A 20,097-nucleotide genomic window follows, 5' to 3' on the forward strand; every position below is an offset into this window, starting at 1 on the left:
CTAGTGGGGTGGGCCGCTGACCGGTGCGGCGGTGGCGCGTTTGACGGTCTTCGGGTCCATCCGGCGGATCAGGAAGGAAGTAATGATCACGAGGAGGACGCCGACGACGAGACCGGCGACGATGTCGGTGAGGTACGCCGAGGCGCTGTGGTCGAAGAAGGGGTCATCGACGACCTTCGGGTTCACCGGCTTCTGGTTGTCTGGCCGTAGCACGCCGGCCAGGGTGATGCGGTTCAGGTCACCGACCGAGGCCATCGACGCGAAGCCCCAGCGGGCCGGCGCGATGTAGCTGATCTGCTCCAGACCGGGCGTGCCCTTCACCGGCACGATGCCACCGCTGAAGATGAGCTGGGCCATGGTGATCAGTACCAGGAGCGGCATGGTCTTGTCCGCGTTGTCGACCATCGCCGAGATCACCAGCCCGAGCATGGCCGACGCGAGCGAGACCACAATCACAGCGATGAGCAGTTCGAGCAGGGCGTTCCCGAGCACGACACCCTTGTCCGGCGTTCGCCCGGCAAGACCGATCAACGTGAACGGGATCGCCTGGGCGACAGTGATCATAACAAGAACGAGGATCTTCGAACCGACATACGCGGTCCGAGACAGACCGATGGCTCTCTCTCTTCGGTAGATCGCCCGTTCCTTGACGATCTCTCTGACCGAGTTCGCCATTCCCATGAAACAGGCACAGAGAACCATGATCAAAAGAACTGTCGGGGCATCCGAGTTCGGCGAGAACTGTTTGGCCTGTTCGGCCGTGAGATCAAAGTTCCCGCCGATGGCCCTGGGTATCAGCCCGAGCAGGAACGGGAAGGCGATAATGAGCCGCAGGTATGACTTGTCGGATGCGACGACGGCCATTGTTCGTCGGCTCAGCGTCACAAGCTGCGAGATCACCGACTGCTGCCGCAGCGAGGGCAGCTCCTCGGGAGCCGGCCGGGCCGACGGAGCAGTGATCGAGGCGGGCACGTAGTACCGCGAGTTGCGGAACTTGGCGGCCGACTCGGCCCCGGGCGTCGCCTCCAGGGTGAGGAAGACGTCCGGGTAGTCCCGCTTGCCGAAGAAGGGCAGCGCGTCCTGCGGCGGACCGAAGTAGGCCACGTAGCCGCCGGGTGCGAGGACGAGGATGTAGTCGCACAGGTCGAGCTGGGCGACGCTGTGGGTGACCACGACGACCGTCCGGCCGTCGTCCGCGAGCTTGCGCAGCGACTCCATGACGTTCTTGTCCATGCCCGGGTCGAGGCCGGAGGTCGGCTCGTCGAGGTAGAGCAGGGTCGGCCGGGTCAGCAGCTCCAGGGCCACCGAGGTCCGCTTGCGCTGGCCGCCGGACAGCCGGGAGACCTGGGTGCTGGCGTGCTGGGTGAGGCCCAGCTCGGCGAGCACCTCGTCGACCCGGGTGCGCCGCTCCGCCTTCGTGACGTCCGGCGGGAAGCGCAGCTCGGCGCCGAACTCGAGTGCCTTGCGGACGGTGAGCGAGGTATGCAGCAGGTCCTCCTGCGGCACGTAGCCGATCCGGCGCCGCAGTTCGTCATACTCTGAGTAGAGGTCCCGGCCGGCGTAGCGCACGGTGCCCTTGTCCGCGGGGCGGAAGCCGGTGAGCGCGTTGAGCAGCGTCGACTTACCCGCCCCGGACGGCCCGACGACGCCCAGCAGCGCCCGGCCGGGCAGCTTGAACGTCATGTCGTGCATGAGCTGCTTCTGACCGGCCCAGACGTTCAGGGCGTCGGCCTCGAAGCTGACGTCACCGGAGTCGATGTACTCGACGAGCTGGTCGCCCTCGAGCTGGAAGACGTGGTGACCGACGGCGATGACGTCGCCCTGGCCGACGGACGCCCGGTTGATCCGACGACCGTTGACGAACACGCCGTTGGCGGAGTCGAGGTCGGCGATCTGCAGGCCGGACCGGCCGATGTAGAGCTCGGCGTGCCGGCGGGAGGCAAGCAGGTCGGTGATGACGATGTCATTGTCACGGGCACGGCCGATCGACATCGTGCCCGGGCGCAGCCGATAAGTGGTTCGCCGCTCGTGCTCCTGCTCGAGGCTGGTGACGCCACTCACCCGTTCGTCCCGACCCTGGTCGTCGTAGTCGTGCCCGCGCTGGGACGGATCGGTCGGCCCCTGATGCGAGGTCCCGCGCCCACCCCTCGAGGAGCCCGTGGGTCGTGGCGGAGAGTAACCGGCAGCATTGGGCAGCATCGTCTGCATGTCGTAGCCGGGGTCGTACTCCGGCTCGTCCAGCGGCCTGCGGCCTTCCGGCACCTGGGGATGGATGACAACCTCGGGCCCGGTCGGAGTGCCGAGACGAAGCCGCACCTCACCGTGCACCGGGACGGTCTCGGGCATGCGCTGCCCGTCGATCCAGGTGCCGTTGGAACTGATGTCCCGAACGACCCACCCGTTGCCGGTCTGCTCAAGGAGGAGATGGCGACGGGAGACCCGGCTGTCCGCTATGACGTAGTCGGCGGTCCGGGCACGGCCGATGATGAACTGCGCCTCGGCCGGCACGGTAGCCGCACCGGCCTCGGTGACGACTCTCAGGAAGGTCGTCTGCACGTGTTTCCCCCTTCGCGACGGGACGCTGGCCGGGATGTCCCGCCGAACTCCACCTTGTCACTACGTTGTGCGGTGTCACTACGCTGTGCGGTTTTACCAGGTACTGCGGTGTCATCATGGCGCGCCGGGTCACCACCTCGCGCGGCCACTCGAGCCGCCGGATCACGCCGGATGCCCGATCGTAGCGTCGAGGGATGACCTTGATCCATCCCGGGTGACGATTTACCACCAGCTGAACGGCGATCGTTGCCGTCGCGTCGACTTCCGGGCATCTCTCGGGTTCCTGCCGCCTCATGATCGGTCGATTTACCGGTTACCCTGCACGAAACCTTCCGGGCCACGTCACCCTGAGTGGTCAGATCGTCTCGATGACCGTGCCACGGAAGCTCGGTGACCGTGCCCCGGAAGCGACGACGATGACGCATGTTCCCGTCCGGCACCCTATGAGAATGATGGTCGACGGTCCCCGACAGTGGCATCTGTCGCCGATCCGACCAGCGGCTGCAGGCCTCGGCGGCACCCGGGACGCACGCCACGGAAGTGGACGATCAGCCAACGGACGGCCACCGGAAATCGGCTGATGAAACGCCGGGAGGTGCCGCGCGTCGAACGATCGTCGACAGGTTAACGTACTCCGCGGGAAGGTCGACGTACTCCGGGAAGGACCTACTCCGGGGAGAGAGGGGCCATGGGCGGCCTCGACCGGATCCGATCCGGGCCCTGACCGCGGGGAGGGCGGTCGGTACGGCTCGACCACCGCGCGCGAGGCATTCCGGGTCGGCGCAACTGTGGCGGAAATCATGTCAGGGCTCAGGACCGCCACTCAGGGCTCAGGACGCCGGGAGCACCACGTCCTCGGCAGTCGCGGTGAGTGAGAGACCGGTCGCGTTCGTGGATGCCTCGACGATGCGGAGATGGAATGGCAGACCGGAGATCGGGATCGGGATGGACGGCAGAAGTTCTCCGGGGACACTGAATCCGAGGTTCACAGCTCCGGTAAGCTTCACCTCACTCGGCACCAGGGTGAGCATGTTGTTCCGGACCTCGAACGTCGTGATCCCACCGACCTGCTGGGTACCCAGCACCGGCACGTTGACGGTGCCAGTCACCTCGATCTCCTTTCCCCCGTCGACCGGCTTCACCTGCACCTGCTGCCCGGCGAGGTAGGCGTTGAGGTCGTTGTAGGTCATATCCACAGTGGCCCGCACGTGATCGACGGGCACCTGCCCGACATTGTTGGTGATGGCATCACCGAGCGGTACGTGTACACCCTTCAGATTGGCCTTCACCGACGAGATCTTCGGGCCCGGCGTCGGGATGCCCTCGATCTCTACTCCGATGTTGGTGAACTTCCCGAACAGGACCTGGGTAAGGAACGGGAATCCGCCGATGCTCACGCTCTTGACCGTCGGGATGGGATCACCCGGCTTGATGTTCTCGGCCACGCCGGCCTCGACCTGCTGGCGCATCTGATCCTTGGCTATCACCACGCTGACCCGGTCGCCCACGACGAACAGGACGATCAGGGCGACCAGCGCGATGAGCAGTTTCCGGCGCCGGCGACGCAGCTTGACGGGCACGGCGGGCGTGCCGCCGCTTGGCGCCACGGCGAATCCCTCCGGGCCTCTACCGCCCCCGCCGGCGGCGCCGGGCAGCCGATCATGGGGTCCGCCGCCCTCGCGGGCGGTGATGTTCCCCATCCCCGTGGTCCCGGGCGCCGCACCCAGGACCGCGGTGCCGTCGTAGCCACCCTGAGCGCCGGAGCCGGCCCACGGGTCATAACCGGCCGGCGGCTCATAACCAGCCGGCGGGTCACCCCTCCGGGTCGGCGCGGCCGGCCGCGCCGGCCGGAACGAGTCCGCGGGCGGCGGTGGTCCCACCGGGGCGCCCGGACGGGCCGGCCTGTTCTGGTTCGCGGGCCGCGTCCCATCACCGTCCGGAGGCATCACATGGGTGCTGTCCGCAGGCTGCTGCCCATCACCGTCACGTCCGTCGTTCACCGGTCCATCTCCTGCCATGCCGCGCCGGAGCACGCCGTCGCCCTGTCGATGTCCGCCTGGCGGTTGTCCTGTGCCTGGCCCTGCCGGATCGTCGCATGCTCCGTGCCTTCCGCACGGCCGCGGGTCCGATCATCCATGCGACATCGGTGTCGGATCCCCGACTTGACCGACCAGACCGGGCAAACCAGATACCATCGGCCACCGCCCGGAGCATGATCCGCCAGCCATCACCGGCCGTCACCCATGTCACCAGCGTCACCGCCGCCACCAGCTCACACCTCCAGCGGGAGCTGCGCCACCGGAGTGTCCCGTCTAGCCGACGCGAGCCGGAAAACGTCGCCACGCGGGGCGGCGAACGCCTGCCAGAAGTGGTCCGCGACCACCCCCGGACGTAGCGGGCCCGCAGCGTCCACCCTGCCGTCGAGAACCACCGTGCGCAGCCGGACACCCCGCGCGGCCAGCATCGGCCGTACCGCATCGGCGAGGGCGGCGAGGCCTGCCTTGCCGATCGCCAGCGCGAACCGGCCGGCCACCGGCTCGGTGCGCGATCCGGCCGTGGTCAACAGGATGGTCGCGGCCGGCCGGTCCACGAGGAGGTCTGCCGCCACCTGCACCGCGGTGAGCGCGCCCGTGACGTTCACCGCAAGAGTCTGGTTCATCGTCTCGGCCTTCACCGTGAGGGCGCCGCCGCGGATGCTGAGCTTGGCGTTGTAGACAAGCACCGTCAGCCCCCCGACGTCGGCCGCCACCCGCTGGATGGCCGTGGTGAGGGCCAGCTGGTCGGTGACGTCGGCGACGGCGCCGTGCACCGCCAGGCCGTCCTCGGCGAGCTCGTCCCTCACCCGGGTCAGCGTGTCGGCGGACCGGGAGACGACTCCCAGGGCGAACCCCTCCCGGCCAAACCGGCGCAACAGGTCGGAACCGAAGCTCGCCCCCGGTCCCACGACGACGAGGCCGCGGGTCGCCGGGGCGAACTCCGGGTCCCCGGCACGGTCCCCGGCATGGTCACGATCACGGTCGACGCCACCGCCCGGCCCGCCGGGGTAACCCGGAGCCGGCTCGCACGGTCCGGTGCTCATGGCCTCATCCTGACGGAGACGCTGTCCGGACATCCCGGGGATCGACGGAACGCCCGGCCCGGTCTTCAGGGGTGGGCCCGCTGCTCCCGGGCGGCCTCGACGGCCGCCCGGGCCCGCAGCGGCGCGCAACGGTGGTAGGCCCAGCCCAGGGCCGCACCGACGATGACCACCGGGATCAGCAGGAAGAACAGGACAACCACACAGGCGGCAATGGTCTCCACACCCTTGGCCTACCCAGGCTCCCGGGTCGACCCGATGCGCCCGGTAGTGCCTCAGGCGACGAGAACCCCGGGGTTGAGGATGCCGGCCGGGTCCAGTGTCCGTTTGACCGCCCGGAGCACCTCGACACCAAGATCGCCGATCTCGGCGCCGAGCCAGGGCCGGTGCTCCGTCCCGACCGCGTGGTGGTGGGTGATCGTGCCGCCCGTGGCGACGACCGCGTCCGTGGCCGCGGCCTTGGCCGCCCGCCAGCTCCCGATCGGGTCGTCGCCCTCGCCGCAGACGACGGTGAAGTAGAGCGAAGCCCCCGTGGCGTACAGATGAGAAATGTGGCACATGACGACCGGTGCCAGGCCGGCGGCGGCCAGCGTCATGGTGAGCGCATCTCGGACGGCCGCGTACAGCCCGGGCAGCGCCGTCCAGAATCCCGCCGTTTCCAGGGTCTCGGCGAAGATGCCCTGGTCCAGCAGCGCGTCGCGCAGGTAGGGCGCCCGGAACCGACCCTGCTCCCAGTCCTGGCCGGCCGCCGCGCCGAGCCGTTTGGCGCCCCCGGCGAGCAGGACGGCAGCGACCGCCGCGGAACGCTGTTCCACCGCGCGATCGTCGCCTTCGTAGCCGGTCACCAGGTAGCAGCCGACGACGCCGCCCCCGCGCTCGCCGCCCGACCGGGTCGGCCGCGCGAGCCCCGCGACGGTCTCCGTCTCGTCGGACAACCGGCATACCGTCGGCCGCAGGTCGCGGGCGGCGAGTGAGCGCAGCAGCCGGGTGCCGGTCGCGAAGTCGGGCACCGACCAGGCCTCGTAGCCGCGCCGGGCCGGCAGCGGCCGGACCCGGACCACGACCTGGGTGATCACCCCGAAGGCGCCCTCGGAGCCGAGTAGCAGCTCCCGCAGGTCCGGTCCGGCGGCCGACGCCGGGGCGCGGCCGAGCTCCCAGCCGCCCACCGGCGTGGCCACCCGCAGGCCGACGACCAGGTCGTCGAACCGGCCGTAGCCCCCGGATGCCTGACCGCTGGACCTGGTCGCCGCGTAGCCACCGATAGTGGCGTACTCCCAGGACTGGGGGACGTGCCCGAGCGTGAGACCGTGCTCGGCCAGCAACGCCTCGGCCCGGGGGCCCCGCAGCCCGGCGCCGAGCTCCGCGGTGCCGGAGTCGGGATCCACCCGGCCGAGCCGGTCCAGCCGGGCGAGGTCGAGGGCGACGGCGGCACGGTCGCCACGCTCGGGCGGCGCAAGGCCGCCGACGACCGAGGTACCGCCCCCGAACGGCACGACCACGAGGTGCTCTCTGGTCGCGACCCGCAGCACGCCGAGCACCTCGTCATGATCGGCAGGCCGGACGACCGCGTCGGGCGCGGCGGAGGCATCCCCCGCCCGCAGGTGCAACAGGTCGGTCGTCGAGCGGCCCCGGCAGTGCCGGATGCGCGTGACATCGTCCACCCGGACCTCGTCGTCCCCGACGACCTCCGCGAGCGCGGCCCGGGCCGGATCCGGCAGCCGCGACGCGGGCAGGCGTACCTCGGCGAGCGGGACGGGCGGGCGAGGACGGGCGGGAATGCCGAGCCGAGCCAGCAGAAGGCGGGTGGAATCGGGCAGTGGGTCATGCGCCTCGGCGGGGCCCCAGCCCCACCAGACTGATTCGGCCGGGACGATCTCACGGGCTTTCTCGTGGGCCTCGTCGGTGCTCGTCATCGGCGTGCGTACCGCCTGTCCGATCCGGTGGTGCCTCGGTAAAATCTCTTGCGAGACAGTGTGACAGCCAACGTCACATTGTCACAAGGTCTCATCCTACGATGGCACATCCCGCGCGGCGGCGCCGCTCCCCGCGCCCGTGGCGACGGGAGGGAGGGAGGATGGCTCTCGCCGGCGAGGAGGCCGTCCTCGACGCGGCCAAGGCGTCCCTGCTGGCGGTCGGGGTCCGGCGGACCACCCTGACCGAGGTAGCGCGCCGCGCCGGAGTGAGCCGGATGACCCTCTATCGACGTTGGCCGGACCTGCGCTCGCTGGTCGGTGATGTGATGACCCGCGAGTGGACCCAGGTCGTGACGGCCGCGTCGGCCATGGCCCAGGCCGGGCCGGACGGCGGGCTGCTCGACGGCGGGCTGCTCGACGATCTCGTCGAGCACATCATCGCGACGGTGGAGGCGTTCCGCACCAACCCGCTCTATCTGCGGATTATCGAGACGGATCCCGAGCTGCTGATCCCGTACCTGATCGAGCGACGTGGCGCCACCCAGCAGATGATCCTGGACCTGCTGGCGAGCCAGTTCCGCACCACCGCGGCGAACGGCGCCGTGCGGCCCGCGGACCCGTCGGCGCTGGCCCTCATGGTCCTGCTCGTCGTGCAGTCCTTCGTCCTGTCCGCCGAGGCCCTCGGCGGCGGTGTCCCCGCGGCGACCCGGACCGCCGAACTGCGCCGGCTCCTGCGCGGCTACCTCGCGCCGGAACCGGTCAAGGAGAGCACTGGGGGATCACCATGACGGTTCTGACGCTCCGGCCGACCGCGGCGACCTCGTTGAACGCCGGGCGGCGGGAACGGGAGCTGGCCGCCGTCGCGGCCGGCGGCCCGGTGGACCTGCTGGTGATTGGCGGTGGGGTCACCGGGGCCGGGGTGGCCCTGGACGCCGCCTCCCGCGGCCTGTCCGTCGTCCTCGCCGAGGCGCACGACCTCGCCTTCGGCACGAGCCGATGGAGTTCCAAGCTCGTTCACGGCGGGCTGCGTTACCTGGCCACCGGAGACGTGGCGCTGGCGCGGGAGAGCGCCGTCGAACGCGACATCCTGATGCGGCACACCGCGCCCCATCTCGTGCGGGCGCTGCCCATGCTCACCCCGCTGACCCCGGGAGTACCGCGGTCGAACGCCGCGCTGGTCCAGGCCGGGGTGTGGCTCGGCGACCTGCTGCGCCGCGGCGCGGGCACGCCCCGCGCGGTCCTGCCCGGCCCACGCCGGCTGACCGCCGTGGAGACGCTCGGGGTGGCTCCCGCGCTCCGGGAAGCCGGGCTGCGCGGCGGGGTGCTGCACTGGGACGGCCAGCTCGTTGACGACGCCCGTCTCGTCGTCGCGCTGGCCCGGACCGCCGCCGGATTCGGCGCCCGGATCCTGACCCGGCTGCGGGTGACCGGCCTCGACGGCCTCGGCGGCGGCAGCAGCGCGGCGCGTGCCCTCGGCACCGGATCCCACGGCAACCGTGCCGGCACGGGCCGGCACGGTTGCCGTGGGATCGAGGCGACCGCGGTGGACACCCTCACCGGTACCCGGATCACCCTGCGTGCGCGGACGGTGGTCAACGCCACCGGCGTGTGGGCGCCGGACCTGGCGCCGGGGATCCGGCTGCGGCCGAGCCGCGGCACCCACCTCGTGCTGCGCTCCACCGTCCTGGCCGGGACCCGCGCGGCGCTGTCCCTGCCGATGCCGGGTGAACGGAACCGGTTCGCGCTGGTGCTGCCCCAGGACGACGGCCGCGTCTACGTCGGGTTGACCGACGTGCCGGTCGAGGAGGTCGTCGACGTCCCGGTGCCCGACGAGGACGAGATCGCGCAGCTGCTGGGCATCGTCTCGAACGTGCTGGCCACCCCCATCGACCCGGCGGACCGGCTGGGCGCCTTCGCGGGCCTGCGCCCCCTGCTCGACACCGCCACCGACCACACCCCTACCGACCACACCGCCGACGCCCGTACCAGCGCCGCTCGTACCAGCGCCGCCCGCACCGCCGATCTCTCCCGGCGGCACCTGGTGCGGACCGACCCGGGCGGCCTGGTCACGGTGGTCGGCGGCAAACTGACGACCTATCGACGGATGGCCGCCGACGCGGTGGACGCCGCCGTCGCGGTGGGCGACCTCGACGCCGGCCCCTGCCGTACCCGGCGGCTCGGCCTGGTCGGTGCGGCACCTCGATCGGTCCTCGCCACGGTGGCCGCGCCGCGCCGTCTGGTCGAGCGGTACGGGACGGAGGCACCGAGGGTGCTGGCCCTGGCCGACGGCGACCCCGACCTGCTGGCACCCGTCGCCGAGGGGACGCCGGTCACCGGCGCGGAGCTGCTGTTCGCGGTGCGGGACGAAGGCGCGCTCGACCCGGCAGACCTGCTGGATCGCCGGACGCGCATCGGGCTGGCTCCCGCCGACCGCCGGGCAGCCCTGGGCCCGGCCCGGCAGCTGTTCGACCATACGCTGACGCGCTAAGGACCAGCACCGCCGAGGAACCAGCACCGCTGCGAGTGCTGCGGGATCGGGGGCGGTCAGGGCAACGTGTCGACGGTCAGCACCGCGATGCGCTCCAGATGCGCAGGAGTGTCACCAAAAGCGGGAATCTGGCGTTTGGCCCGCTTGTAAAAGAAGTGCGCATCATGCTCCCAGGTGTAGCCGATCCCCCCGTGGTACTGGATCATCGCCGCGGTGGCGTCCCCGGCGGCCTGGTTGGCCTTGCTCTTCGCCACCGCGAGCGCCAGCTCCGCGTCGGGCAGGGCGGTATCGAGCGCGTGCGCCGCGTACAGCACCGCGTGCTCGGCCATCGTGACGGCGACATGCAGATCGGCGAGATGATGCGCGAGCGCCTGGAACGAACCGACCGGCCGGCCGAACTGCACCCGATCGATGTCGTAGGCGACGGTCCGGGTCAGCGCGGCCCGCGCGACACCGACGAGGTCCGCGGCCGTGAGCAGGGCACCACGACGGACCAGGTCCGCAGCGACCGCGGCGTTGGAGGCCGGCAGCCGGGTCGCGGGCGCGTCGGCCAGGGACAGCGAGGCCAGCCGGGTGGTGCCGTCGAAGCCGCGCTGGGCGGTGACCGTCACCCCCGGGCCATGCGGATCGAGCAGGTAGAGCCCGACTCCGGCGGGGTCGACGGCGGCGACCACCACGAACCCGGCGACCTCGAGATACTCGACGCCAGACGCGACACCGCCCAGCCTGCCGTCCGCGGTCGCGCGGACCGCGATGCCGGTACGGTCGTATCCCCCGCCCGGGCCCCGCAGCGCCACGGTGGCCACCAGGTCACCGGCGGCGAGGGGGGCGAGCACCGCCGCCGCCTGGTCCGCCGAGCCGGCGAGCCGCACCGCCTCGCCCGCGAGCACGGTCGGCAGCCAGGGCCCGGGGATCGCCCCCGCTCCGAACGCCCGCGCGATGATCTGTGCGTCGAGCAGCCCGAGACCGAGACCGTCGAACCGCGCGGGCACGCACACCGCGAGCCAGCCCTGTTCGCCGATCGCCTTCCACAGCTCGGGGGGGTGTCCGTCACCGTCGGGATCGGTGAAGACCGCGCGGACGGCGGTCAGATCGAAGCGGTCGGCCAGGAAGTCCCGGACGGTGGCGGCGAGCGCGCGCTGCTCGTCGGTGAGGGCGAAGAACACGGGCTCGGACCTCCGGAGGCGGGGCGAGGCAGGATCAGCGGGATGAACAGGCGCGGGCGCGGGCACAGACGTAGACGCAGGCCCGAATCGCGACAATGATCATGATCCGCGTGGCAGGCTGAGGACCCGCTCCGCGACGATCGTGCGCTGTACCTGCGAGGATCCACCCCAGATGGTGACGGAGCGGGTCCAGAAGCTCTCCTGCCGCAGCGTCGTCAGATCGAGGTCCGCGGTGGGGTGGGTGAGCGCCACATCGGCGCCGAGCAGCGCATCAAAGGTCTCGAACAGGTCCTGGTACGTCTCCGACCACTGCAGTTTGGTGATCGACGACTCGGCCCCCAGGTCCCGGCCCTGCTCTACCTGGGTGAGGACGTGCATCGAGTGGTAGCGCAGGCATTCGAGCTCGACCATGCGTCGGCCCAACTCCTGGCGCAGCACCGGGTCGGTGTCGCGGCCGAGCGCCCGGGCGACCCGGACGATCTCGTCGTAGCTGCGCCGGAAGCCGGTGTACTGGCTGATCCCGGACGCGCCGCGCTCGAACGACAGCAGAAGCATCGCCGTCGCCCAGCCGTTGCCGATCCCGCCCAGGCACTCCGACGCCGGCACCCGCACGTCGGTGAGGAAGACCTCGCCGAACTCGCTGGCGCCGCTCATCTGCCGGATCGGCCGGACCTCCACCCCGGGAGCGTGCATGTCGATGAGCAGCAGCGAGATGCCGTGATGGCGCCGGCTGCCGGGCTCGGTCCGGACCAGGGTGAAGAGCTTGTCTCCGCGGTTCGCGAACGTCGTCCAGACCTTCTGCCCGTTGACCACGTACTCGTCCCCGTCGAGCACCCCGGACGTACGCAGCGCCGCGAGGTCGGAGCCCGCGCCGGGTTCCGAGAAGCCCTGGCACCAGATCACCTCGTTGCGCAGCATCGGCCCGAGGATGTCGCGCTTCTGCTCGGGTGTCCCGACCGCCATCACCGTCGGCGCGAGGAAGGCCAGGCCCAGCGTGTTGACCGAGCGCGGCGCCCGGGCGAGCTGCATCTCCTGGTCGTAGACGGCCATCATCCCCGGGGTGCCGCCCCGGCCGCCATACTCCACCGGCCAGTCGATCCCGGCGAAGCCCGCGAGCGCCTTGCGCCGCTCCCAGTCCCGCCGCAGGTCGAAGCCCTCGGCCTCCCCCACGCCGGCCCAGAACCCGGGCTCCGTCCAGGGGGCGGGGATGTTCTCGGCGAGCCAGGCCCGCAACTCGGCACGGAACCGTTCCTCGGCCGGCGGGTGGGTCAGGTCCATGCGTTGACCTCCATCTGGTGTTGACCTCCATCTGGTCGCCCATCCGGTCGCCTCGCGCGGGATCCCGGGACGGTCGCATTCGCATCCCACCACGCCCCGGCCGGACGTTCACAGACATTCATGGACGTTCAACGATCCCGCGCCCGGGCGCCGGACACCGGACACCGGACACCGGACACCGACAGCCGGCACGATGGGTGGCGAGCCGCCGGAGCGTCCCGGGCGATCACGACGACGGGACGCGAGGACGTTCGCAGGAGAGGAAGCAACTGGCGATGACGCCGACCAGACACGGAACCCCGACCGCCCGGCTCGACCGGGTCGGCCGCGCCGAGGCACTGCGCCGGATGGGGGCGGATCCGGTGGATGTGGCCGTGATCGGCGGCGGGGTCACCGGCACGGGGGTGGCGCTGGACGCGGTGACCCGGGGCCTGTCCGTCGCCCTGGTCGAGGCGCGCGACCTCGCCGCCGGCACGTCCAGCCGGTCGAGCAAGCTCATCCACGGCGGGCTGCGGTACCTCGAGCAGCTCAACGCCCCGCTGGTCCGAGAGGCGCTGCGGGAGCGGTCCCTCATGCTGGACACGCTCGCGCCCCATCTGGTCCGGGCCATCCCGTTCCTGCTGCCATTGACCCGCCACGGTTGGGAACGTGCCTACATCGGCAGTGGCGTGCTGCTCTACGACACCCTCGGGCAGGGGCTGGCCCGCATCGGGCCGAGCGGCGACGCCACCATGCCCCATCACCGGCACCTGACCCGCAAGGCGGCGCTGCGGGAGTTCCCGTCGCTGCGCCCGGACGCCCTCGTCGGCGCGATCCAGTACTGGGACGGCCAGGTCGACGACGCGCGGCACACCGTGTTCGTCGCGCGGACCGCCGCCCGTTACGGGGCGCTCATCGCGACCAGCGCGCGGGTCACCGGCTTCCTGCGGGAGGGCGACCGGGTCGCCGGCGTGCGGGTGCGTGACCTCGAGTCGGGCGCCGAGATCGAGCTGCGGGCCCGCCAGACGATCAACGCTGCCGGAGTATGGACCGACGAGATCCAGGCGATGGTGGGGGGACGTGGCCAGCTGTCGGTCCGGGCCTCCAAGGGAGTGCACATCGTCGTGCCCCGCGACCGCATCCATGGCGCCACCGGCCTGATCCTGCGCACCGAGAAGAGCGTGCTGTTCGTCATCCCGTGGGGCAGCCACTGGATCATCGGCACCACCGACACCGACTGGAGCCTCGACCTCGCCCATCCAGCGGCCAGCAGCGCCGACATCGACTACCTGCTCGGCACGGTCAACCGGGTGCTGCGCACGCCGCTCACGGCGGCGGATATCACCGGGGTGTACGCCGGGCTGCGCCCGCTGCTCGCCGGGGAGTCCGAGGACACCTCGCGGCTGTCCCGCGAGCATGCCGTGGTCAGCCCCGTCTCCGGGCTGACGATGGTCGCCGGCGGGAAGTACACGACCTACCGGGTGATGGCCGCCGACGCCGTCGACGCGGCCGTGCACGGCATGAACCGGGCGGTGCCGCCGTCGTGCACCGAGAAGATCCCGCTGCTCGGCGCGGACGGGTTCCCCGCGCTGTGGAACGCCCGGGAGACCCTCGCCCGCCGCGCGGGGCTGCACGTCGGCTGGATCGAGCACCTCCTGCACCGCTACGGCACCCTCACCGAGGAGCTCCTGGACCTCATCGAGACGCGGCCGGATCTCGCCCAGCCGCTGCGCGGGGCATCGACCTACCTGGCCGCGGAGGCGGTGTACGCGGCCTCCCACGAGGGGGCGCTGCACCTGGAGGACGTGCTCACCCGGCGGACCCGCGTCTCGATCGAGACCATCGACCGGGGGGTGGAGGCCGCCGAGCACGTGGCCGATCTCATCGCCCCCGTGCTCGGCTGGGACCAGGCGACCCGCACCCGCGAGGTCGAGCACTACCTCGCCCGGGTGGAGGCCGAACGGGCCTCGCAGCGGCAGGCCGACGACGCGACCGCCGACGCGGCCCGGCTCGGCGTGCCCGACGTGCGCCGGCTGGGCCGGACCGACCACCGCGCCCCGGCGGCGACCGGCGGGCCGTCCTGAAGGCTCGGCCAACCCGATCCGCGGCCCCGCCCAGGCGTTTCGGTGCTGCGGTCCGCGCAACGACGTCCGCGCAACGACGTCATCCGTAGACCTCCAACAGGCGCAGCCAGACCTCGCTGACTGTCGGGAACGACGGGACCGCGTGCCACAGCCGCTCCAACGGCACCTCTCCGACGATCGCGATCGTGGCCGCGTGCACCATCTCCTGGGTGTCCGGACCGGTGAAGGTCGCTCCCACGAGCACCCGGCGGGTCTCGTCCACGACGATCTTCGACGTGCCCGTGATCTCCTCCCCCCGCACCGACGCGCCGGCCACCGAGCCGGTCGGCACGCTCACGGCCCGCACGGCGATCCCGGCCTCCCGCGCGGCCCGCTCGGTCAGTCCGACCGCGCTGACCTGTGGATCGGTGAAGGTCACCCGCGGGACGGCCGCCGGGTCGGCCAGGTCGCGCACGGGAGCGCCGGCGAGGTCCCGGCGGCCGGTGATGACGTCGGCCGCCAGCCGGGCCTGGTACTTGCCCATGTGGGTGAGCAGCGCGCGGCCGCAGACGTCGCCGACCGCGTAGAGCCAGTCCCCCGCCACGCCGACCGCGCGGAGCCGGTCGTCGACCTCGATGAACCGCCCGGGTTGCAGGCCCACGGTCTCCAGGCCCAGGTCGCCGGTCGCCGGGGTGCGCCCGACGGCGACCAGGATCTCGTCGGCGACCACGGCATCGCGGCGCGGCCGCCGCTCACCCGGCTCGGCCGGCTCGGCCGGCTCAGCCGACTCCACCGTGACGGTCACCGGCCCGACCGAGCCGTCCGGTCCCGTCCGGGCCCGGCGGACCTCGACCGCCCGGCTTCCGAGCCGCACCGTGATGCCGGCCGCCTCGAAGGCGGCCCGCAGCTGCTCGCTGACGAACTCCTCCTCCCGGACGAGCAGCCGGGGCGATCCCTCGATCAAGGTCACCTCCGCGCTACCGAGCCGGCGGAAGGCCTGGGCGAGTTCCACCCCCACGGCGCCGCCGCCGAGCACCACGAGGCGGTGCGGGACCTTCCGCGCGCCGGTCGCGGTCCGGTTGTCCCACGGTTCGGCGTCGGCGAGACCGGGGATCGGTGGAACGGCGGCCCGCGTCCCGGTGGCCACAACCACGGCTCGGGATGCGGTCAGCACCCGGCGGCTGCCGTCCAGCAGCGTCACCGCGACCCGGCCGGCGGGCCCCACCAGGCGCCCGGTCCCGCGCACCAGCTCGACGCCCTTGTCGACCAGCCAGGGCACCTGGGAGGAATCGGAGTAGTCGCCCACCATCCGGTCTCGCCGGGCGAACGCCGCGGCGGCGTCGACGGGTCCGGTGACCGCCGACGCCGCGCCGGGAACGCGGCGGGCCGCCGCCAGCACCTCCCCCGGCCGCAGGAGAGTCTTGCTCGGGATACAGCCCCAGTAGCTGCACTCCCCGCCGACGAGCTCGCGTTCGACGACGATGACGGACAGACCCGCGTCGGCACAGCGGCCGGCGACGTTCTCGCCCGCGGGCCCGGCGCCGAGCACAATCACGTCCGCGTCGGCATCCATGGCCGCCTCCCCTGCCCTGCCCGGCTCGCTCACAAGCCCTCCGTCGTTGCTCGTTAGAATCTGCCGCTCGATCCACGCCAACCGAAGATCATCGGGAACTTTCGGGGTCCCGCCCGGCTCGCCAACTGATCCAACTGATCCAACTGATCCAACTGATCCAACTGATCCAGACGGCACGGACGGACCGTGACCGGACCGGCGCCGGCTCGGAGACGAGAAGCACGTGCACCACGGACGGGGAAGCACGGATGCAGCACGGAGAATGGCGTCAGGAGCGCCAGGCCGGGCCCGTCCCGGCGACACGCCGGAGCGGGCCATCGAGACGAACCAGCGGAGAGATGAAGATGCAGCTCGGGATGATCGGACTCGGCCGGATGGGTGCCAACCTGGTGCGCCGGCTGATCCGCGGTGGTCACGAATGCGTGGTCTACGACGTCAACCCCGAGGCCGTCAAGGCCCTGGCGGCGGAGGGCGCCACGGAGACGCGGAGCCTCGCCGAGTTCGCCGCAGCCCTGCGTCCGCCCCGGGCTGCCTGGATCATGGTGCCCGCCAGGCTGACCGGTGAGACCGTCTCGGCCCTGGCCGAGCACTTCGCGCCGGACGACGTGATCATCGACGGCGGCAACTCCTACTACCGGGATGACATCCTGCGTGCCGCGTCGCTCGTCGAGCGGGGCATCCACTACGTCGACGTCGGCACCTCCGGGGGCGTGTTCGGGCTGGAACGCGGCTTCTGTCTGATGATCGGCGGCGAACCGGGGGTCGTGGCCCGCCTAGAGCCGCTGTTCGAGACGATCGCACCCGGCGTCGGCACCATCCCGCGGACCCCGGGCCGGACCGGCGAGATCACCCAGGCCGAGAAGGGATACCTGTACTGCGGCCCGAACGGCGCCGGTCACTTCGTCAAGATGGTGCACAACGGCATCGAGTACGGCATGATGGCCGCCTTCGCCGAGGGGTTCGCGGTGCTCGACAAGGCGAACATCGGCACGACGTCCGCCGAGCACAACGCCGAGACCGCCCCGCTGGGCAACCCGGAGTACTACCAGTACGACCTCGACACCACCGCGATCGCCGAGGTGTGGCGGCGGGGCAGCGTGGTTAGTTCCTGGCTGCTCGACCTCACCGCCGCCGCGCTGCAGGAGGATCCCGGACTCACCGAGTTCAGCGGCCGGGTGTCCGACTCCGGGGAAGGACGTTGGACGGTACTGGCCGCCGTGGAGGAGGGCGTTCCCGCCCATGTGCTGACAGCGTCCCTCTACGAGCGGTTCAGCTCGCGCGGGGATGGCCTGTTCGCCGACAAGCTGTTGTCGGCGATGCGCAAGCAGTTCGGTGGGCACGCGGAACAGCACGCGGAGAAGCCAGCCGGCTGAGCCTCACCGGCTTCCTTGCCTGTCCAGAGGCTTTTGTGTCTGATTTATCCCTCTGGATAGGCAAGGCAAGGGGCTCAGGGGCGGGCGTTGTCGGCGCCGAGGTCCGCCGCGTCTCCCATAACGATCATGGGATGGGCCATCGGGGTCAGCCAACGGAGAATGGCCACGAGGGCGTCCTGTTCCACCGCGATGCAGCCCCGCGTCGGCGATCTGTGGTCGACATGCAGCCAGATGTCCCCGCCGATCTGCGGGCCCAGCGGACGGGTCGGGTCCGACGGCGGATGCCCGGGCAGTCGGTTGTAGTCGATGGCGACCACGTAGTTGAACGCGTCGGGCATCAGCTCGCCCCGCGGACCCGTCGCCCGGTAGAACGACGGGCGATACTCGTAGGGCAGACCGGTGCCCGGATCGGCCAGCTTGCCACCGGCGGCGGTGAGACTGAACACGCCGATCGGGCTGCGCAGATCGCCCTCCCGATGGTCATACGTCCAGCCGTCGGCGCCGTTGCGGCCGATCAGCGGGGCGCCGTAGGTCTCCCAGGCGGAGCCGGGATCGGCTCGTTCCCACAGCGTCACGTTGTTGGTGTTCGCGTTCCGGTCGATGCCGCTCACCACGATCACCTGCCGGGCGGCCTGCGGGATCTTCGTCATCATCACCGGTCCGACCTCGGGGATCGCCGTGAGGTCGGAGGCGGGCCCCGCCCTACCGTCCGCGCCGGTGCCGGCCGCCCGGCTCGTCCTCACCGGCCCACCCACTCCCGCCGGACGTGCTTCGGAGGTGGGATCGAGCCCGGATGTGCGTCCGAGCTGGGGCGCGCCCCTGGGCCCGGACGGTACGGACACCGACAGGTCATGCGAGGAGCCCGGGTCCGAGCCGGGACTGCTGAGATGAAGTGCACTGGCCGCCCCCACCGCCAACGTCACACCCACCGCGGCGGCACCGACCGCGACCGAGCGACCCCGCGGGGGGCTCGTACGCGTCTCGGTCCGGCGGCGATTCCTGCGATGATCGGCCATGCCTCCGACTTCCGGGACGACGCCACGGGCGGGGCGGCGACGCACTGTTGACCTCTGCCACCCCCGTGACCTCTGCCACCCCCGGCGGCCGCCACGCCCGCGCCATCCGGCTGCGGCCATAATGCACCGGCGATGACAATACGTATCATTCGCGCCGACCTGGCGAGGTAGCCCAGCCCGGCGAGGTACCCCGACTCGGGGAGGTATCCCGGAGCAGCCGCCGGTGCGTCGGCCCACGACACCCGCAGACCGCGATCACGACGACGGGAGTCCATGCGCCCGGGACCGTGACGATCGGAGACAACCGTCCATGCCTCCATGTTCGACCCTCACTCCTCCCCGATCTCAGAATTCAAGTACTTCGAGCAATGATGGACACGATCCGGATCCAATGCCCAGCGGAGGGTGATAGATTGCCACATCGGCATCGATGATCAGAAGTATGTTCGCGGAGAGACGAGACGAAGACCACGAGGAGCCCGGCATGGTGGTACGGACGGCCGGCGGCCGTTCCCGGCGCAGCCGGCACGAATAGGCCCCTCCGATCGTGCTCGCCGGTTTCCGGTTCCACCGCATCCTCACCGCCCCTCGGCGACCCGACACACCCGACCGGCCCGATCCCGTACCGGCCGCGCTCTTCGCCGCCCTCGTCGGCGCGCACGCGCAGTTGACCTCGCTCGGGCCCGGCCACGAACCCACCGTCTCCGGTGCGTCCACTCGCGGCGGCCCGTACCCGGTGCCGGGAGCAGCCCGGCCGGGAATCGGCGTCGCCTGGCTACGGGGCCCGGGTGAGGCGCACATCCGGTTCCTCGCCGGCGGCCGCCCCTTCTTCCCGGCGGGCCCGACCACGACAGACCCGACCGCGGCGGCCATGTCGACACCGGCCACGTCGCTCGCAACAGCCACGTCGACACCAGCCGCAACCGCGGTTCCGCTGCTGTACCCGCCGGGATCGACAGCGGTGGCGCTGCCACCGGACGCCGTACCCGCCCAGCTCGCAGGCTTCCCCTACTGGCTGCGGTGCGAAGGCCTCCCGGATGCCCTGTGGGCCGCCGATCCCGGCACCGACGTCCGGCCGCCGGACACCCGCCGCGGATCGTTCGACGACTACGCCGCGCATCTCGTCGGCCCGTTCGCCTGGCTTGTGCTCGCGTGGCCGGTGCCCCCCGAACATCTCGCCGAGGAACGGGCGGACCTCTCGCGATCGATTCCCGTGCTGCGCCGGCGGGAGAACGACCAGGGCGCCCGGCTCGACCTGGAGCGCGCGGAGGCCCGCTACCGGGAACTGGGCCGGGGCGCGTCGAGCGGCATGTGGGACGTGGAGATCCTGGTCGGTGGGGTGACCCCGGCCGGCGCGGTCTCGCTGGCCGCCCTGCTGTGCAGCTCCAGCGATCTCGACCGGCTGCCCTACACGTTGAGTCCGACCGGCCCGGTCACCTCGTTCGCGGGGCCCTCGGCGGGGTCGGAGCCGGAGCCGGGGTCGGAGCCGGAACCGGAACCGGCGGGCTGGCCGGCTCGCCGCGGCCCTCGCCGCGAGCGAGCGCGGAGCTGCTGGCGGCGCTGGCCCGGCCGCCCGGCCGTGAGCTGCCGGGTATCACCCTGATCACACCGCACGC

At 71.6% G+C, this 20,097-nt stretch carries 14 protein-coding genes; 5 read left to right on the top strand and 9 right to left on the bottom strand.

Annotated elements, in window-relative coordinates:
• From AC08OQ_RS04830 to AC08OQ_RS04850, 5 genes are all read right to left on the bottom strand, one after another.
• Positions 1 to 2,556, bottom strand: a complete 2,556-nt coding sequence (locus AC08OQ_RS04830; protein WP_476600371.1) for an FHA domain-containing protein — start codon at positions 2,554 to 2,556, stop codon at positions 1 to 3.
• A gap of 830 nt (positions 2,557 to 3,386) precedes the next feature.
• Positions 3,387 to 4,556, bottom strand: coding sequence for an LmeA family phospholipid-binding protein (locus tag AC08OQ_RS04835; protein ID WP_476600369.1), 1,170 nt, complete (start codon positions 4,554 to 4,556; stop codon positions 3,387 to 3,389).
• A gap of 272 nt (positions 4,557 to 4,828) precedes the next feature.
• On the bottom strand, positions 4,829 to 5,635 hold the full coding sequence (locus tag AC08OQ_RS04840) for an SDR family NAD(P)-dependent oxidoreductase (RefSeq protein WP_476600367.1): 807 nt from the start codon (positions 5,633 to 5,635) through the stop codon (positions 4,829 to 4,831).
• Positions 5,636 to 5,700: 65 nt separating this feature from the next.
• Complete coding sequence (locus AC08OQ_RS04845) at positions 5,701 to 5,856, bottom strand: hypothetical protein (protein WP_462186483.1); 156 nt, start codon at positions 5,854 to 5,856, stop codon at positions 5,701 to 5,703.
• A 51-nt stretch (positions 5,857 to 5,907) separates the two neighbouring features.
• A complete protein-coding gene (locus AC08OQ_RS04850) occupies positions 5,908 to 7,545 on the bottom strand; it encodes an FAD-binding oxidoreductase (protein WP_476600365.1) in 1,638 nt (545 codons plus the stop codon).
• Positions 7,546 to 7,706: 161 nt separating this feature from the next.
• Here AC08OQ_RS04850 and AC08OQ_RS04855 point away from each other — a divergent pair, with 161 nt between their 5' ends.
• On the top strand, positions 7,707 to 8,333 hold the full coding sequence (locus AC08OQ_RS04855; RefSeq protein ID WP_476600363.1) for a TetR/AcrR family transcriptional regulator: 627 nt from the start codon (positions 7,707 to 7,709) through the stop codon (positions 8,331 to 8,333).
• Positions 8,330 to 10,033 carry a glycerol-3-phosphate dehydrogenase/oxidase gene (locus tag AC08OQ_RS04860; RefSeq protein ID WP_462203144.1) on the top strand — a complete coding sequence of 568 codons (1,704 nt, stop codon included), beginning with the start codon at positions 8,330 to 8,332 and terminating at the stop codon, positions 10,031 to 10,033. Before AC08OQ_RS04855 ends, AC08OQ_RS04860 begins: the two co-directional genes overlap by 4 nt.
• Positions 10,034 to 10,089: 56 nt before the next feature.
• Here AC08OQ_RS04860 and AC08OQ_RS04865 read toward each other — a convergent pair whose 3' ends face one another.
• The gene (locus AC08OQ_RS04865; protein WP_462186477.1) at positions 10,090 to 11,199 is read right to left on the bottom strand and encodes an acyl-CoA dehydrogenase family protein; all 1,110 of its coding nucleotides are present in this window, start codon (positions 11,197 to 11,199) and stop codon (positions 10,090 to 10,092) included.
• Between the two features lie 99 nt (positions 11,200 to 11,298).
• Positions 11,299 to 12,477, bottom strand: a complete 1,179-nt coding sequence (locus AC08OQ_RS04870; protein WP_476600361.1) for an acyl-CoA dehydrogenase family protein — start codon at positions 12,475 to 12,477, stop codon at positions 11,299 to 11,301.
• Between the two features lie 275 nt (positions 12,478 to 12,752).
• On the opposite strand from AC08OQ_RS04870, the gene AC08OQ_RS04875 reads away from it, so the two are divergent.
• Positions 12,753 to 14,540, top strand: a complete 1,788-nt coding sequence (locus AC08OQ_RS04875; protein WP_476600359.1) for a glycerol-3-phosphate dehydrogenase/oxidase — start codon at positions 12,753 to 12,755, stop codon at positions 14,538 to 14,540.
• Between the two features lie 79 nt (positions 14,541 to 14,619).
• Here the strand turns inward: AC08OQ_RS04875 and AC08OQ_RS04880 are convergent, their stop codons facing one another.
• Positions 14,620 to 16,092: a dihydrolipoyl dehydrogenase family protein gene (locus AC08OQ_RS04880; RefSeq protein ID WP_476604586.1), complete on the bottom strand. Its 1,473-nt coding sequence runs from the start codon at positions 16,090 to 16,092 to the stop codon at positions 14,620 to 14,622.
• A 344-nt stretch (positions 16,093 to 16,436) separates the two neighbouring features.
• On the opposite strand from AC08OQ_RS04880, the gene gnd reads away from it, so the two are divergent.
• Entirely contained in the window at positions 16,437 to 17,465 is a 1,029-nt protein-coding gene (gene gnd, locus AC08OQ_RS04885; protein WP_476604587.1) for a phosphogluconate dehydrogenase (NAD(+)-dependent, decarboxylating), read from the top strand.
• A gap of 74 nt (positions 17,466 to 17,539) precedes the next feature.
• Here the strand turns inward: gnd and AC08OQ_RS04890 are convergent, their stop codons facing one another.
• Positions 17,540 to 18,208 (bottom strand): L,D-transpeptidase family protein, encoded by a 669-nt coding sequence (locus AC08OQ_RS04890; protein WP_462186472.1) that lies wholly within the window; start codon positions 18,206 to 18,208, stop codon positions 17,540 to 17,542.
• An 820-nt stretch (positions 18,209 to 19,028) separates the two neighbouring features.
• Here AC08OQ_RS04890 and AC08OQ_RS04895 point away from each other — a divergent pair.
• Complete coding sequence (locus AC08OQ_RS04895) at positions 19,029 to 20,084, top strand: hypothetical protein (RefSeq protein ID WP_476604585.1); 1,056 nt, start codon at positions 19,029 to 19,031, stop codon at positions 20,082 to 20,084.
• Positions 20,085 to 20,097: the final 13 nt, after the last annotated feature.

This window comes from Frankia sp. CcCS3 (assembly GCF_977927575.1).

Excerpts from the sequence above, each read along its gene's own strand:
- AC08OQ_RS04840 (WP_476600367.1), bottom strand. The coding sequence starts at position 5,635 with ATGAGCACCGGACCGTGCGAGCCGGCTCCGGGTTACCCCGGCGGGCCG.
- AC08OQ_RS04850 (WP_476600365.1), bottom strand. The coding sequence starts at position 7,545 with ATGACGAGCACCGACGAGGCCCACGAGAAAGCCCGTGAGATCGTCCCG.
- AC08OQ_RS04855 (WP_476600363.1), top strand. The coding sequence starts at position 7,707 with ATGGCTCTCGCCGGCGAGGAGGCCGTCCTCGACGCGGCCAAGGCGTCC.
- AC08OQ_RS04860 (WP_462203144.1), top strand. The coding sequence starts at position 8,330 with ATGACGGTTCTGACGCTCCGGCCGACCGCGGCGACCTCGTTGAACGCC.
- AC08OQ_RS04870 (WP_476600361.1), bottom strand. The coding sequence starts at position 12,477 with ATGGACCTGACCCACCCGCCGGCCGAGGAACGGTTCCGTGCCGAGTTG.
- AC08OQ_RS04875 (WP_476600359.1), top strand. The coding sequence starts at position 12,753 with ATGACGCCGACCAGACACGGAACCCCGACCGCCCGGCTCGACCGGGTC.
- AC08OQ_RS04880 (WP_476604586.1), bottom strand. The coding sequence starts at position 16,092 with ATGGATGCCGACGCGGACGTGATTGTGCTCGGCGCCGGGCCCGCGGGC.
- gnd (WP_476604587.1), top strand. The coding sequence starts at position 16,437 with ATGCAGCTCGGGATGATCGGACTCGGCCGGATGGGTGCCAACCTGGTG.